The 14,392-nt window shown below is 74.4% G+C and carries 13 protein-coding genes and 1 pseudogene; 1 reads left to right on the top strand and 13 read right to left on the bottom strand.

All coding sequences use genetic code 11. The features are described 5' to 3' along the window. A pseudogene (locus SZN_RS29600) lies at positions 1–184 on the top strand (phosphatase PAP2 family protein); the annotation flags it as partial. Between the two features lie 7 nt (positions 185–191). On the opposite strand, the gene SZN_RS29595 reads toward SZN_RS29600, so the two are convergent. The 13 genes from SZN_RS29595 to SZN_RS29535 all read right to left on the bottom strand — a co-directional run. Next, complete coding sequence (locus SZN_RS29595) at positions 192–1,517, bottom strand: glutamate-1-semialdehyde 2,1-aminomutase (protein ID WP_007502208.1); 1,326 nt, start codon at positions 1,515–1,517, stop codon at positions 192–194. A 7-nt stretch (positions 1,518–1,524) separates the two neighbouring features. Then, the gene (gene rfbC, locus SZN_RS29590; protein ID WP_007502207.1) at positions 1,525–2,076 is read right to left on the bottom strand and encodes a dTDP-4-dehydrorhamnose 3,5-epimerase; all 552 of its coding nucleotides are present in this window, start codon (positions 2,074–2,076) and stop codon (positions 1,525–1,527) included. Beyond that, a complete protein-coding gene (locus tag SZN_RS29585) occupies positions 2,073–3,305 on the bottom strand; it encodes a polysaccharide pyruvyl transferase family protein (protein WP_007502206.1) in 1,233 nt (410 codons plus the stop codon). The genes rfbC and SZN_RS29585 overlap by 4 nt, the downstream gene beginning before the upstream one ends. Continuing rightward, the gene (locus SZN_RS29580; protein WP_007502205.1) at positions 3,302–4,249 is read right to left on the bottom strand and encodes a glycosyltransferase family 2 protein; all 948 of its coding nucleotides are present in this window, start codon (positions 4,247–4,249) and stop codon (positions 3,302–3,304) included. Before SZN_RS29580 ends, SZN_RS29585 begins: the two co-directional genes overlap by 4 nt. Then, complete coding sequence (locus tag SZN_RS29575; protein WP_007502203.1) at positions 4,246–5,535, bottom strand: MATE family efflux transporter; 1,290 nt, start codon at positions 5,533–5,535, stop codon at positions 4,246–4,248. Before SZN_RS29575 ends, SZN_RS29580 begins: the two co-directional genes overlap by 4 nt. A 5-nt stretch (positions 5,536–5,540) precedes the next feature. Then, positions 5,541–6,845, bottom strand: coding sequence for a DUF4910 domain-containing protein (locus SZN_RS29570; protein WP_007502200.1), 1,305 nt, complete (start codon positions 6,843–6,845; stop codon positions 5,541–5,543). Next, on the bottom strand, positions 6,842–7,867 hold the full coding sequence (locus tag SZN_RS29565) for an NAD-dependent epimerase/dehydratase family protein (RefSeq protein WP_007502199.1): 1,026 nt from the start codon (positions 7,865–7,867) through the stop codon (positions 6,842–6,844). The genes SZN_RS29570 and SZN_RS29565 overlap by 4 nt, the downstream gene beginning before the upstream one ends. 3 nt (positions 7,868–7,870) lie before the next feature. Beyond that, positions 7,871–8,518, bottom strand: a complete 648-nt coding sequence (locus SZN_RS29560; RefSeq protein ID WP_007502198.1) for a PIG-L deacetylase family protein — start codon at positions 8,516–8,518, stop codon at positions 7,871–7,873. Next, on the bottom strand, positions 8,515–9,324 hold the full coding sequence (locus tag SZN_RS29555; protein ID WP_007502197.1) for a sugar phosphate nucleotidyltransferase: 810 nt from the start codon (positions 9,322–9,324) through the stop codon (positions 8,515–8,517). The genes SZN_RS29560 and SZN_RS29555 overlap by 4 nt, the downstream gene beginning before the upstream one ends. After that, positions 9,321–10,556 carry a class I SAM-dependent methyltransferase gene (locus tag SZN_RS29550; protein WP_043733864.1) on the bottom strand — a complete coding sequence of 412 codons (1,236 nt, stop codon included), beginning with the start codon at positions 10,554–10,556 and terminating at the stop codon, positions 9,321–9,323. Before SZN_RS29550 ends, SZN_RS29555 begins: the two co-directional genes overlap by 4 nt. After that, positions 10,553–11,794, bottom strand: a complete 1,242-nt coding sequence (locus SZN_RS29545) for a glycosyltransferase family 4 protein (protein WP_007502195.1) — start codon at positions 11,792–11,794, stop codon at positions 10,553–10,555. Before SZN_RS29545 ends, SZN_RS29550 begins: the two co-directional genes overlap by 4 nt. Before the next feature lie 2 nt (positions 11,795–11,796). Beyond that, positions 11,797–13,029: a membrane protein gene (locus SZN_RS29540; RefSeq protein WP_043733870.1), complete on the bottom strand. Its 1,233-nt coding sequence runs from the start codon at positions 13,027–13,029 to the stop codon at positions 11,797–11,799. A 1-nt stretch (position 13,030) separates the two neighbouring features. Then, positions 13,031–14,392: right-handed parallel beta-helix repeat-containing protein (locus SZN_RS29535; protein WP_050815140.1), on the bottom strand; the 1,362-nt coding region annotated here is incomplete at its 5' end.

Genomic DNA, 14,392 nt, shown 5'->3' with positions numbered 1-14,392 from the left:
GACGGCGTGCGTCCTCGGCGCGGCGCTCGCCGCCGGGGGCGCCATGGGCTGGGCGCAGGTCGCCCTCGGCGCCCACTACCCGACCGACGTCCTCGGCGGCTGGTGCACCGCGCTGGCCGTGACACCGGCCGGCGCCCGGCTCGTCGACCGCGCCGCCGGCGCCCGCCGGCGCGGGCGCCGCTGACCCCGCCTCACGCCCGCCGGCGGAAGACGGGCCGCACCGCGCGTCCCCCCGTCCAGGGAGCCGGGTCACCGGCGTCCAGCGCCTTGCGGTACACCGCGCACGCCTCGGCCACCACGGCGACGGTCCGGTCGACGTCGTCCTCGCTCAGCGCGCTGCTCACCACGAACGACGGCGCCAGCACCCCGCCCGCCAGCAGCCTGCGCAGGAACAGCGTGCGGTACGGCTGCGAGGGCTGCCCCCGCTCGTCGAGCGTGACGAAGACCAGGTTGCTGGACCGGCCCCGGACCAGGACGTGGTCGCCCACGCCCATGCCGGACGCCGCCTCGCGGACCCCGGCGGCCAGCCGGTCGCCCAGCGCGTGCAGCCGCGCGGTGACCCCTTCCTCCGCGTACACCGCCTGCACGGCCATCGCCGCGGCCAGCGCGTGCGTCTCCGCGCCGTGCGTGGTCGACAGCAGGAACACCCGCTCGCCGCGGTGCCGCAGCCCGCCCCGCTCCATCAGCTCACGGCGCCCGGCCAGCGCCGACACGGCGAAACCGTTGCCCAGCGCCTTGCCGAACGTGGAGAGGTCGGGGACCACGCCGTACAGGCCCTGGGCGCCCGCCTCGGACCAGCGGAACCCGGTGATCATCTCGTCGAAGACCAGGACGCAGCCGTGCCGGTCCGCGAGGGCGCGCAGACCCGCGAGATACCCGGGCGGCGGCTCGGTGTGGGTGGCGGGCTCCAGGACCAGGCAGGCGATCTCGTCCCCCAGGGAGCCGAGCAGCTCCGCCGCGGCGGCCAGATCCCCGTACGGGAACGTCACGGTGAGGTCGCCGGTGACCGGCGGAACGCCCGCCGGCATCGGCGTGGTGCCGATGAACCAGTCGTCGACGGAGAAGAACGGCTGGTCCGCGCAGACCGCCACCCGCTGACGTCCCGTGGCCGCGCGCGCCAGGCGGACCGCGGCGGTGGTGGCGTCGGAGCCGTTCTTCGCGAACTTCACCATCTGCGCGGTCGGCACCGTCGCCAGGAAGCGTTCGGCGGCCTCGATCTCCACGACCGACGGCCGGACGAAGTTGCCGCCCCGGTCGAGCTGACGGCGCACGGCCTCCGTCACACGGGGGTGGGCGTGGCCGAGGCTGACCGACCGCAGCCCGGAGCCGTACTCGATGTACCGGTTGCCGTCGACGTCCCACACGTGGGCGCCGTGACCGCGGCTGATGACCGGCGCCAGGTCCTGCGGGTACTGGTCGTCGCCCTTGGCGTAGGTGTGCGCGCCGCCGGGCACCAGCTCGTGCAGCCGCTCGTTCGCGGCCCGCGAGCGGGGGAGGGAGAACTCTTCCGTCGCCACGCCCGCCTCACCCTTCCCGGTGCTTCAGTACCTCGGCGAGGCTCGGCGCCTCCCGGTCCCGCGGGGACATCGCCCTCGCCGGCAGCGGCCAGCGGATCGCCAGTTCGGGATCGTCGAAGGCGATCGTCACGTCCTCGGCCGGATCGTGCGCCCGGTCGATCCGGTACGCGGTGTCGGCGCTCTCCGTCAGCGCCTGGAAGCCGTGCGCGCAGCCCGCCGGGACGTACAGGCTCACCTGCGTCTCGCCGGACAGCTCGAAGACGGCCGTGGTGCGGTACGTCGGCGAGTCCGGCCGCAGATCGACCACGACGTCGAAGATCCGCCCGTGCGAGCACCGCACCAGCTTGGCCTCCCCGGCCCCCGACCGCAGGTGCAGTCCGCGCACCACGCCCCGCGCCGAGCGCGACACGCTGTCCTGGACGAAGGCGTCCGGGTCGATGCCCGCCGAGCGGACCACGTCGGCGTCGAACGTCCGGCAGAAGAAGCCGCGTTCGTCGGCGTACGGCGTCGGTTCGAACAGGTGGGCGCCGGTGATCGCCGGCACCTCGGTCGCCTTCATGGGGCCTCCCGCGTGGCATGGGCGTGTGTCGGTCCGGCCGCCGGGAAGAGGGCGGCGCTCAGGGCGGCGAACTGGTCCCGGAGCTGGCCGGCGACGAGCAGGTTCCGTTCGGCGAGGGTGCGCCGCACCTGCGCGGACCGGCTCTCCAGCGACCGGAACTGGTCGAGCAGCCGGTCGGCGTCGAGCGCGGCGGCCGGATGGCAGAAGGCGGCCAGCCCCATCCGCGCCATGAGCGCGTCGCTCTTGGCCGCGTAGCTGACGGCGAGCGTCGGGGTGCCGGCCTTCAGCGCGCAGACCAGGTTGTGGTACCGGGTGGCGACCACGGCCTCGGCGGCGGCAGCCTCCTTCGTCAGCTCGGCGAGCGAGGCCGCCCCGGCCGCCGTGACCAGCGGCGACCGCACCGCGTCGAGGATCTCGGCGACCACGCGCGCGTCGCAGTCGTCGCCGGTGAGCAGCCGCACCGACCTGCCGTCCCCGGCCAGCGCCCGCACGAAGCGGATCGTCCCGTCGACATAGCGCCGGTGGATCTCCCCGGCCCGCGGGCGGTCGTCGTCGCCGCCGTGGAAGTCCATCACGCCCACGCACACCCGGCCCGGCGTCACCGGCACGGGCCCGCCCGCCGGCAGGGCGAACGCCAGGTCCGGGTGGACCCCGTCACGTGCCGTGTCCACGCCCATCGCGCGCAGCGCGTCACGGGACGGGGCGTCCCGGTACGAGCGGTACGCGGCCAGCCGTGCCGACCAGCGCACCAGTGCCCGGGTCGGCCGCGCGCGGACCGCCCCCGCGCCGACCCCGACCAGCGCCACCGGGGTCCCGCACAGCCGCCCCGCCGCGCAGAGCAGGAACAGGGCGTAGGGAAAGCCCCACGGCCGCAGCGGCAGCGTGGCCTCCAGGACGCCCATGCCCGGCACGATCACCACGTCGTGCCGGCGCACCCAGGAGGCGGTGCGGACGACGTCGACGGCCTTGCCCAGCGCCTTCCCCGCGACCGCGCCCGCCCGTGACGCGGTCCGGTACTCCCCGCGGTACCAGTGCAGCCGCCGCGCGGGAATCCCGTACCGGGCCGCCACGACCTCGGGCCCGCCGCACAGCGCGTCCACGGACGCCTGCGGATGCGCGGCGCGCAGATACTCCAGTACGGCCTCCAGCGAGCCGTCGTTGCCGAGGTTGCCCGAGCCGAGCAGCCCGAACACCCCCACCCGGACCGGCGGCCGGTGCGCGGACGTCATCCCCGCCTCCCCTCCCGGCCCGCCACCAGGGCGTCCACGCAGAACGCGGCCCCGTCCTCGGCGACCGGCGCCCGGTCCTCGACCCGCTCGCCCGCCCCCGGCCGGGCCCGGCTCGCCAGCCACGCCGCCAGATGCCCGTAGCAGGCGCGCCGGTCGGCCGAGGACAGCGGCGCCCGGCGGATCGCCGCGACGAAACCCGCCACGTACTCGGCGAGCAGCCGGGGCGTCGGATGCAGCGGGCCCGCCCGGCGCGGGTCCAGATTGACGCACCGCGCGCGCCTGGAGGGGTTCGCCCGCTCGGCCCGGGTGGGGTGGTCGCGGCGGAAGTACAGCAGCTCCGGCACCTGGTGGAACGGCCCGTGCAGGGTGAGTTCGGCGACGAAGGCGCGGTCCGCGTGGTGGTAGCTGTCGTGCGGCTTGACCCGCCGCAGCACGTCGGCCCGCATCACGCCGTAGAAATCGTCACCGCCGGGCTCGAACAGCAGACTGCGGAAGCGCTCCGGCGCGCGCGGCGAGTCGGTGGCGAGCCCGTACGCGTAGGGCACCTTCACCCGGCCGTCGCCGTCGACGACCGCCTGGCCGGAGTGCGCGAGGATCACCTCCGGCATCGCGTCCAGCGCCTCGACGCAGCGCGCCAGCAGGTCACGGGCGTACAGGTCGTCGTGCGAGGCCCACTTGAACAGCTCGCCGCGGCACTGCGTGAACACGTAGTTGTGGTTCGGGGCGGCGCCGATGTTCCGGGCCAGCCGGATGTAGCGGATGCGCGAGTCCTGCGCGGCGTACTTGCGGCAGATCTGCGCGGTCCCGTCCGCCGAGTCGTTGTCGCACAGGACCAGCTCGAAGTCCTCGTAGGTCTGTCCGAGCAGGGCGTCGAGCGATTCGGCCAGGTACTCCTCGCCGTTGTAGACGGGCAGTCCGACGCTCAGCCGGGGTTGGGCGGTCATGGTGTCCTCACTTCGGGGAGGGGTTCGAGACGGTGCTCGCGCAGCGCGGCGCGCAGCTGGAGCCACCACAGGGCGGAGCCGGCGAGGGTCGCGGCGGCGACGCCCCAGGCGGAGCCCACGGTGCCGCCGAGGGCGGCACCCCCGAGCCCGCCGCCGACGTAGCAGGTGGAGGCGAACAGCTGGCAGCGCAGACTGCGCCGGGCCGCGCCGAGCGCGCGCAGCCCGGCCGCCGCGCCGGTGCCCAGACCGGAGCCCGCGACACCGAGGGTGGCCGGGACGATGAGCTGTGCCGCCGCGTGCCACACGCCGCCGAGCACGAACTCGCCCGTCCGGCCCGGCACCAGCAGCAGGGCCGCGCCCCACAGCAGCGCGGCCAGGGCCTGCCCGCCGCTCAGCAGCAGACAGAACGCGCCCAGCCGGTGCGGGGCCCGCCGCAGGACCCGCGCGGACTCCGCGACGGTGACCAGCGACAGGCCCATCAGCACGGCGAGGAACGGGCCGAGGAGCAGTTCCGCGCCCCGGACCACCCCCACCGCGCCGACCCCGACGATCACACCGAGCCCGTACGCCCGCAGCTGGGCCGCGCCGCTCACACAGGTGTTCTCGACCAGGTACCGGCAGCCGAGGTCGCGGTGCTCGCGCACCCAGGCGCGCGCCCCGCCCACCCGGGGCCGGATGCCCGCCTGGAAGCAGCCGTACAGGGCGGCGACCGCGGCGGAGGCGCCCCAGGCGAGCACGAAGGAGGACACGCTGCCGACCCGGGCCGCGACCACCATGGCCGGGACCAGCGCGAGGCCCCACACGACGTCGTTGACGAACGCCTTCCGTCCGGCGCCGGCAGCGAAGAACGCGTACCGCCAGGCGTCCTGGAGCAGCAGCCCCGGCAGCACGAGGCCGAGCCGGGCGAACGCGGCGCCCACGTCGCCGCCGGCGAGCGGCCCGGCGACCAGGCAGACGGCGCCGACGGCGGCGCCGACCGCGAGCGCGGTGCCCGCGGACCGGGTCACCGCCGCCCGCCAGGCCGCCTCCGGCACCCCGCTGAAGCGGACCACGAGCGGGTCGGTGGCCAGCCCCCGGGAGACGCTGAGCACCACGCCGTACGTCACCCAGGCCAGGCTGAACACGCCGAACGCGGTCACGCCGAGCTCGCGCGCCACGTAGATGCCCACCGCGAAGTTGCTGATGCTGGAGGCCGCCTGGTCGGCCAGCCCCCAGGACAGCCGCCCGACGAAGGCGCGGCGGGTGGAGCCGCCCGGCGCCGTCGCCCGCTCCTTCTCGGTGGTCATCGGTGTCACGCCCCGATCAGCCCGGCGCCGTGCAGGGCGTCGGCCGCGGCGGCGACGGCGTCGAACGGCAGCCCGGACCGCTCGGCCACGTCCAGCAGGGCGTGCCCGCCGTCGGAGAGGCTGAGCACCCACAGCATGGCCAGCTGCGCCTGCCGGGTGTCGCTGCGGCCGCCGAGCGCGTCGTACAGCCCGCGCCGGCCCAGCTGCGGTTCGCCGCGGGGGCTGAGATTGACGTAGCGCCGGTTGCGGTCCAGGACGCGGAACGCCTCCCGGCAGACGGCGAGGGTGTCCTCCATCGCCTCGGGGGAGACGAAGTCCGGGTCGTCCGCCGAGGTGTGGTACTCCGGGTAGGCCGCGTACGGGGTGCGGCTGAGCGAGCCGACGCCGAGGTCGAACCCGGGCGAGCAGTACTGCCGCTCGTCGTAGCCGTACGGCGTGAACTCGTCGATCCGGTGCGGCCGTTCGGAGGCGGCCAGCACATACCGCATCACCCGGTCGATCTCGGCGTCGCCCCGCCTGCTCTTCTTGTACGTCAGCCGGCCCCGGTCCCCGGCGCAGGCGAGCACCAGACCGTGCCTGACCTTCCCCGGACCGCCCGCCGCCGCGGGCCCCCCGCTCACCCGCTCCGCGTTGCGGGCCAGCCAGGTGATCGCCCCGATGGTGCCGGGAGCGAAGATGAACCGGTAGGTGTGGTAAGGCTGTTGAGCCGCCAGCGCCCGCGCCAGGAACGCCGCCACCGCGACGCCGGCCAGATTGTCGTTGGCCAGCGACGGATGGCAGACATGGCAGGAGACGATCACCTCGTCGGCCGTCCGGCCGGGCACCACGTGCTCGGCGTAGGTGAGGTGCCCGTCGGCGAGCGTGGAGTCGATCCGCACCTCGTACTCGCCCTCGGGCAGCGCGTCCAGGGCGTCCTGGGACAGGCAGAACCCCCAGTCGGGCCGGTAGTAGCTGGTGCGGTACGGCACCCAGGACGGATGCTCCGGCAGCGTGTGCAGACGGGGCCGCAGCTCGGCCAGCGGCAGCGTCGCCGACACCGGCACGCTGTAGCCGAGCACATGCAGGCTGGACGCGGCGAAGTCGACGACCCGCCGGCCGGCGGAGTCCGCGACGTAGGCGTCGCGGATGTTCCACTCCTGGGGCACCGTCCAGTCCAGCACCTGCGTCCCGGTCGGCACCTCGTGCACCGTCAGCGGGATCAACTCGCCGACGATGTCCAGCGTGGCGCGCACACCGTCGCCGGTGATGCTCCGGCACAGCGGGTACAACCGCCGCACCAGGTCGTGCATCTCCTCGCCGGGCGTCGTCATCCGCGCCTGCGCAGGGTGCCGTCGACCGTGCCCGCGCCGGAGGCCGCGCGCAGCACCGCGAGCCGGGTGAAACGCCGCTCGAAGGCGTCCTGGGTCAGGCCGTGCGCGCGGTAGGCGTCGGCGAGTTCGCGTGCGCCGCGCCGCACCGTCCACGCGCAGTCGAAACCCGGCACGGCGGCCCGGAAGCGGGAGAAGTCCACCCGGTAGGAGCGCGGATCGGCCCCCGTCTCCCCGGTGACGACCACCTTCGACCCCGGCACCGCCTCGGCGACCTCCTCCGCGATCTCGGCGACCGTCACGTTGTTGAACTCGGCGCCGATGTTGAACGCCCGGTCGTGCACCGCCTCGCGCGGCGCGTCCAGCGCCGCCGTGAAGGCCCGCGCGATGTCCGCGGCGTGCACCAGCGGGCGCCACGGCGTGCCGTCGGAGAGCACCCGCACCTCCCCGGACAGCACGGCGTGCCCCACCAGGTTGTTCAGCACGATGTCGGCGCGCAGCCGGGGGGAGTGGCCGAAGGCGGTCGCGTTGCGCAGGTACACCGGGCTGAAGTCCCCGTCGCACAGCGCGTGCAGGTCGTCCTCCACCCGCACCTTCGACTCCGCGTACGGCGTCACCGGGCGCAACGGGGCGTCCTCGGCGACGAGTTCGTCACCGCCCGCGGCCCCGTAGACCGAGCACGTCGAGGCGTACAGGAAGCGCTGCGCGCCGACGTCCCGGGCCAGCCGCGCGAGCCGCACGGACGCGTGGTGGTTGATGGCGTAGGTCAGCTCCGGCGCCAGCGATCCCAGCGGGTCGTTGGACAGCGCCGCGAGGTGGATCACCGCGTCCACCCCGGCGACGTGCTCGGCCGTGACGTCCCGCAGGTCCACGCGGTGCCCCCCGGGGTCCGCGGGCGGCGGGCCCAGGACGCAGTCGGCGAACAGCCCGGCGTCGAGGCCGACGACCTCGTGTCCGGCGGCCGCGAGGACCGGGGCCATCACGGTGCCCAGGTAGCCCTGGTGTCCGGTCAGCAGTACGCGCAAGGTTCAGTCCCCCAGGTCGAGAGTGAGTTTGGTGACGTGGAACGCCTCGGCGTAGCGGGCGTGGCATTCGATGCCGCGGATCCGGGCCAGCCCGAGGAACGCCTCGCGGTCGTACCAGGGCCGGTGCCGCTGCGAGGGGTAGTGCTCCTGCAGCAGCCGGACCTTCCGCTCGGCCCTGCCGTCCGCCAGCGGCTGGTAGGCGGTGGGGCGGGCGAGGTCCCCGTCCCACTTGGCGATCTCGTAGCCGAGCACGAGGTGGTCGCGGAACGCCGTCGGCACCAGCTTCGCCAGGACACGGTGGTCCTGGTGCGCGTCGTCGGCGCGCGGGGCGAGCACCAGGTCCGGCTCGGTGCGCGCGCGCAGTTCCTCGACGGCGCCCTTGGCCTCCTCCCAGCGGGCGGGCAGCCGGCCGTCCGGCAGCTTGTGCACGTCCAGCCGCAGGTCGGCCCCCGGGCAGAAGGCGCCGAGCGCGGCCCGCTCCTCGCGCTCGCGCTCGCCGCCACCGCCGGTGAGGACCAGCGCGTCCACGCGCAGGCCCGGCCGGGCCAGGCACATCGTCAGGAGCGTGCCCCCGGCGCCGATGGCGATGTCGTCGCAGTGCGCGCCCACCGCGACGACCCGCTCCAGACGTCCGTGGCCGAGCCGGATCACGCGGTCCCCACCCCGGCCCCCGCCCCGGCGTCCGCGTGCTCCCACACGGCCCAGGGCCGCTCGCCGCGGGCGTACGCCTCGTCGAGGGCGGCCCGCTCCTTCACGGTGTCGGTCGGCTTCCAGAAACCGCGGTGCCGGTGCGCCACCAGCCGCCCCCGCTTGGCCAGCCGGGCGCAGCCGTCGGCGACCAGGTCCCCGTTCTCCGGGATGTGGTCGAAGACCTCCTGGCGCAGCACGAAGTAGCCGCCGTTCTCCCACAGCGGCAGCTCGCTCACCGCCGTGATGCCGCCCACCAGGCCGTCCTCGCCGAGCTCCACGCAGTGGAACGACGACTGCGGCGGCACCACCATCATCGACGCCCCCGCGTCGCGGCGGGCGAAGCGCTCGACCATCTGCGGCAGCGGGGCGTCGGTCAGCACGTCCGCGTAGTTGGCGAGGAACATCTCGTCGCCGTCCAGGTGGTGGCGCACCCGCCGCAGCCGCTCCCCGATGGGCGACTCGATGCCGGTCTGCGCGAACGTGATCGTCCAGTCCGAGATGTCGGTGGACAGCAGCTCGGTCCGGCCGCCGCGCAGCACGAAGTCGTTGGACGCCGTCTCCTCGTAGCTGAGGAAGAACTCCTTGATGTGGTGGGCGCCGTAGCCCAGGCACAGGATGAACTCCCGGTGCCCGTAGTGCGCGTAGTAGCGCATCACGTGCCAGATCAGCGGTCTGGGCCCGACCATCGCCATCGGCTTGGGCACGTCGTCGGAGGCGCCGCTGCGCATCCGCATCCCGTAACCGCCGCAGAACAGGACGACCTTCATCGCGCGACCTCGACAATGCTCAGTTCCGGAATCGGGAAGACCAGCCGGCCGCCCCACTCGTGGACGAAGGACAACTGCTCGGTCAGCTCGGCCCGCAGGTTCCACGGCAGGACGAGGACGTAGTCCGGCCGGTCGGCGGCCAACCGGTCGGGCGGCAGGACGGGGATGCGGGTGCCCGGCGTGAACCTGCCGTGCTTGTACGGGTTGCGGTCCACGGTGTAGGCGAGCAGGTCGGGCCGTATCCCGCAGTGGTTGAGCAGCGTGCTGCCCTTGCCCGGGGCGCCGTAGCCGACGACGCTCTGCCCGCGCTCGGCCGCCCCGATGAGGAACGCGAGCAGGTCCCGGCGCACCTTGGCCACCCGGGCGGAGAACTCCGCGTAGCCGGACAGTTCCCGCAGACCCGCGGCCTTCTCCCGGGCCAGCACGTCGGCGACGCTCCCGGCCGGCTCGCCGGCCGCCTCGGCGGGCCGCGCCCACAGCCGCACCGAGCCGCCGTGCGTGGGCAGCAGCTCGACGTCCACCAGCGTCAGTCCGCCGCTCGCCAGCGCCCGCATCGCGGAGGCGACCGTGTAGTACTGGAAGTGCTCGTGGTAGATCGTGTCGTACTGGTTCTCCTCGATCAGCGTCAGCAGGTGCTGCACCTCGACGGAGACCCAGCCGTCGTCGGCGACCAGCGCCCGCAGCCCCCGGGTGAAGCCGACGACGTCGGGGATGTGCGCGTACACGTTGTTGGCGACGACCAGGCCGGCCGGACCGTGCTCCGCGCGGACGGCCGCCCCGCTCTCCTCGCTCAGGAACTCCGTGCGGGTGGGCACCCCGGCCTCCCGGGCCGCCGCGCCGACGTTCACCGAGGGCTCGATGCCCAGGCAGCGGACGCCCCGCTCCACCACGTGCCTGAGCAGATAGCCGTCGTTGCTCGCGACCTCGACCACGAACGCGCCGGGGCCCAGCCCCACCCGGCGCGCCGCCTCGTCGACGAAGGCGCGCGCGTGCTCCACCCATGAGGTCGAGTAGGAGGAGAAGTACGCGTACTGCGTGAACGTCTCCCGCGGTGAGATCAGCGGCGGGATCTGCGCCAGCCAGCAGTCGGTGCACACCCGCAGGTGCAGCGGGTACGCCGGTTCCGGCAGGTCCAGTTGGTCCGCGGCGAGGAAGCTCTCGCACGGCGGCGTCGCCCCGAGGTCGACGACGCTGGCCATCGCCTGCGAGCCGCAGAGTCGGCATCGAGTCATGTGCTGTCCCCATTCCCCCCGCCCGCGCGGGTGTGCCCGCCGAGGTCCGGTGCTCGCCGACCCGCGATCGCGGTGCGGTACTCCTCCAGCAGCCGCTCCAGCCCGACGGCCGGAGCGAAACCCCGCTCGTAGGCGCGCCGTGCGGCCTCGCCCATCTCCCGGTTGCGGGCCGGGCCGTTCGTGATCCGGCGGAGCGCGGCCGCGAGGGCGGCGGCGTCGCCCGGCTCGTGCAGCAGCCCCGTCACGCCGTCCTCGACCAGCTCGACGAAGGCCCCGTGGCCCGCGGCGACGACGGGGACGCCCGCCGCCATCGCCTCCACCACCACCAGCCCGAACGCCTCCAGCCAGGTCGACGGGGCGACCACGGCGACCGCCCTTTCGACCGCCTCGCGGCACCGCGGCCCGTCCAGCAGGCCCGTCAGGCGCACGTCGGCACGGCCCGCCGCCCAGGCCGTCACCTCCTCCTCCAGCGGCCCCGTCCCGGCGATCACCAGGGGCACGCCCGCCCCGCCGCCCGCCGCGACCTCGTCCCACGCCGCCATCAGCAGCCGCACCCCCTTGGCCTCGGCGAGACGGCCGAGGAACAGCAGATGCTCCCCCCCGCCCGTCCGGCGCACCCCCGGGTCCGGCACGAAGTTGTGCTTCACCGCCAGCCGTTCGCCCGGCAGACCGGCCCGCACCAGGACCTCGCGCTGGGCGGCGGAGATGCACAGGAACCGCTCCACACCCGACCACCACCGCCGCCGGTTGACCGACAGGCTGAGCGCCAGCGGGACCGTCGCCAGACGGGAGCCGCGGTAGCAGCCGTGCCGGACGGCCGGCAGCGGCGCCGACCCGACGCACTCGGTGCAGGCCCGGCCCTCCCGCCGGAGCGTGCCGGGCGGGCAGACCTGGGTGTAGTTGTGCAGCGTGGCGACGGCCGGCACCGCTGCGTCGGCGCAGGCCGCCAGCACCGCGGGCGACAGCAGCGGGAAGACGTTGTGGACGTGCACCACGTCCGGCCGCTCGGCCCGCAGCCGGGCCGTCAACTCCGCGCGGACCACCGGGTTCCACGGCACGAGGAACGGCAGCGCCGCCTTGCCCAGCAGCGACTTGGCGCCGATGTCGTCGCTGCGCCGCTCGAACACCCCGACCCGGTGGCCGGCTTCCCGCAGCAGCGCGACCTCCTGGTCGACGACCTTGTTCTCGCCGCTCGGCTGCGCCGAGCCGTAGCGGTTGTGCACCACGAGCACGTGCATGCTCAGCTCACCTCCGATCTGCGGGCCCAGCGCGGCACGCGCCGCAGGGGCCGCTCGGGCACCGGCAGGACGGGAGCCGCGACGGGCGTCGCGAGCAGGGAGGCGGCCACCGCCAGATGCAGCAGATACGGCGAGGCGTCGCCGAGTCCGGCCTCGGTGTACGACGCGATCGCGCAGTAGCTGATCAGGAAGATCGCGCAGGCCCGCGCCAGCGACGGCGGACGCAGCAGCGCCACCGTGCCCAGCACCAGGACGATCGCGGCGACCAGGGACACGCCGATCAGGCCCTGCTCGTGGTAGACGGCCAGCCAGCTGTTGTCGATCGGCAGCCCGCCGAAGGACTTGTCGCCCAGCCCCACCCCGAACAACCGCTGGGAGAGCGACCGGGGTTCGGCCAGCAGCGCGTCCCACACCTTGGCCCGGCCGGTCAGGTTGGAGAAGTTCTCCCGGCTCTGCCCGCGCAGGAACCACGACTGCAGCGCGGAGGCGAACCCCACGGCCGCCACCGCGGCGCACACCACCGCCCACACGAAGAACCGGCGGGCCGCGGCACTGGTGAGGACGAGCGAACCGATCGCCAGGGCCAGGGCGGCCAGCAGGCCGACCGTGGCCGTCCGGGTGTGGGTCAGCGCCAGCAGGACCAGCGAGGGCACGATGACGAACGCCGCACCGGCCCGGTCGATCCTGCGCCCCAGCAGGAGCAGCACGGTGAGTCCGGTGATCACCGCGGCGTACTGGCCGATCTGCGGCGGGGTCAGCGGCCACAGCGCGCCCACCAGCCGCCCGCCGTAGAGGTCGGGCAGGGCCGCGCCCGGCGAGATCAGCAGCCCGGCGGCCACCGACCCGAGCACCGCGAAGTACATCCGGACGTGCTGCCGGACGAACGCCGTACCGCCGTCCCACCAGCGGCTCAGCAGCCACAGGGTGCCGATGAACAGGGCCAGCCGGGCGCACCGGAACAGCGCCCCGAACCCGGACTCCAGGTTCGCGCTGGAGACGACGCTCAGCACCAGCAGCAGGCTCAGCAGGAACAGGAAGGCACCGGCCCGGATGCGCAGCCGGACGTTGACGGCGAGCGCCAGCGCGAAGGCGAGGACCAGCGCCCCCATGGTGACCATCTGGATCAGGGAGCGGGGCAGCGGCACGATGGTCCGCGCCCCGGCGGAGCCGAGCGTGTTGAGGACCAGCAGCCCCCAGACCGTCGCGACGGCCTTCGGCGTGCGCTCCGCGGTCATCTCAACCACCGCCCCGTGCACGGAAGGTGCTGCCCGCGTCCTGCCGGTACGGCGTGCCCTGCCACTGCCCCCGGTCCAGGACGCGGCTCGGGTCGTAGGCGACGAACCTCCACGGCCCGACGTAGACGTTGTCGTACCAGCGGTTGCGCTGCCTGCGGGTGATCGCCTCGGCGACCCGCTCGCCCTGGTACGGCGACCAGTCGGGATACGTGCCGTAGTTGGCCAGCACCGCCATCCGGTCGCACCGCACCGCGCAGTCCATCGCCGACTTGTCCAGCGTGAAGCGGTTGTCGTGGATCAGCACCCGCTGCGTCTTCCAGCGGCAGTCCCCGTACAGGGGTGCGGAGGCGATCGCCGGCCGGGCGCAGCGGGCGGTCTCCTTCACCAGCAGCGTGCAGCTCCCGGAGGAGGTGTTGGCCGGGCTGTTGCAGAACCGGTCGGCGTTCTCCCACAGGGTGATCCCGGACCAGTTGTCCTCCAGCACGTTGCGGTAGATCTCGATCCGGTCCGTGCGCGCGGGGACACGCGGCTCGCCGCCCGACTCGGAGACGTACACCGTCGCGTAGGGGAAGGTGTCGCCGCGGTCGGCGTACGTGCGGCCCTCCACCCAGTTGTTGCGCCGTATCGTGTTCCGCCGGATCACCGCGTTGTAGCTGGTCTCGTAGATCAGCGCGGCACCGTCGTTGGCCTCCAGGACGTTGCCCTCGATGAGGAAGTCGTTGTTGTTGGTGTCCGCCCACAGCCCGGTGCCGCGGTTGTCGTGCACCCAGTTGCCCCGGACGTCGGCGCCGTCGACGGCCCAGAACTTGACGCCCCCGGTGCAGCCGCAGTCCGGCCGCCGCCGCTCCCAGTCACCCGTGTTGTTGCCGACGATCTCGTTGCCCTGGACCACCAGGTCCCGCAGCGGACCGCTGCCCTTGTAGGCGTTCATCCCGTACTGGCCGTTGGCGCGCAGGCAGTTGCCGAGCACCCGCTGTCCGGTACCCGCCATCAGCCCGGCCCCGGAGTTGTTCTGGATCCTCGACCGCTCGATCACCCAGCCGTCCGCCGAGTCGTGGTTGACCACGCCCTCGTCCTGCGGGGCGGCGAAGCGCTGCACCGTCAGCGAGCCGATGGTGACGCCGCGCGCGCGGCCGCCGAACGCGTACTGGTTGGTCCCGCGGCCGTCGAGCACGGCGCCCGGCGCCCCGAGGTAGCGGTTGCCCGCCTTGGGGATCACCTGGGCGTAGCGGTCCGGTGCGAGCCGGTGCGTGCCCGGCCGCAGCCAGAACGTGGTGCCCGGCGGGCTGCTCCTGGTCTTCGCCGCCAGGTCGCCGACCACCGAGGGGTCCACCGGCACCGCGCCGGGCGGCGCCTTCGCGGG

It is taken from the genome of Streptomyces zinciresistens K42 (assembly GCF_000225525.1).
GTDB lineage: Bacteria > Actinomycetota > Actinomycetes > Streptomycetales > Streptomycetaceae > Streptomyces > Streptomyces zinciresistens.
This window is presented reverse-complemented; position numbering and strand designations above follow the sequence as displayed.

What these genes read in the sequence shown, in the direction of transcription:
- SZN_RS29550 (WP_043733864.1), bottom strand. Translation starts at nt 10,556, where the DNA reads ATGACTCGATGCCGACTCTGCGGCTCGCAGGCGATGGCCAGCGTCGTC.
- SZN_RS29570 (WP_007502200.1), bottom strand. Translation starts at nt 6,845, where the DNA reads ATGACGACGCCCGGCGAGGAGATGCACGACCTGGTGCGGCGGTTGTAC.
- rfbC (WP_007502207.1), bottom strand. Translation starts at nt 2,076, where the DNA reads ATGAAGGCGACCGAGGTGCCGGCGATCACCGGCGCCCACCTGTTCGAA.
- SZN_RS29540 (WP_043733870.1), bottom strand. Translation starts at nt 13,029, where the DNA reads ATGACCGCGGAGCGCACGCCGAAGGCCGTCGCGACGGTCTGGGGGCTG.
- SZN_RS29585 (WP_007502206.1), bottom strand. Translation starts at nt 3,305, where the DNA reads ATGACGTCCGCGCACCGGCCGCCGGTCCGGGTGGGGGTGTTCGGGCTG.
- SZN_RS29575 (WP_007502203.1), bottom strand. Translation starts at nt 5,535, where the DNA reads ATGACCACCGAGAAGGAGCGGGCGACGGCGCCGGGCGGCTCCACCCGC.
- SZN_RS29580 (WP_007502205.1), bottom strand. Translation starts at nt 4,249, where the DNA reads ATGACCGCCCAACCCCGGCTGAGCGTCGGACTGCCCGTCTACAACGGC.
- SZN_RS29545 (WP_007502195.1), bottom strand. Translation starts at nt 11,794, where the DNA reads ATGCACGTGCTCGTGGTGCACAACCGCTACGGCTCGGCGCAGCCGAGC.
- SZN_RS29555 (WP_007502197.1), bottom strand. Translation starts at nt 9,324, where the DNA reads ATGAAGGTCGTCCTGTTCTGCGGCGGTTACGGGATGCGGATGCGCAGC.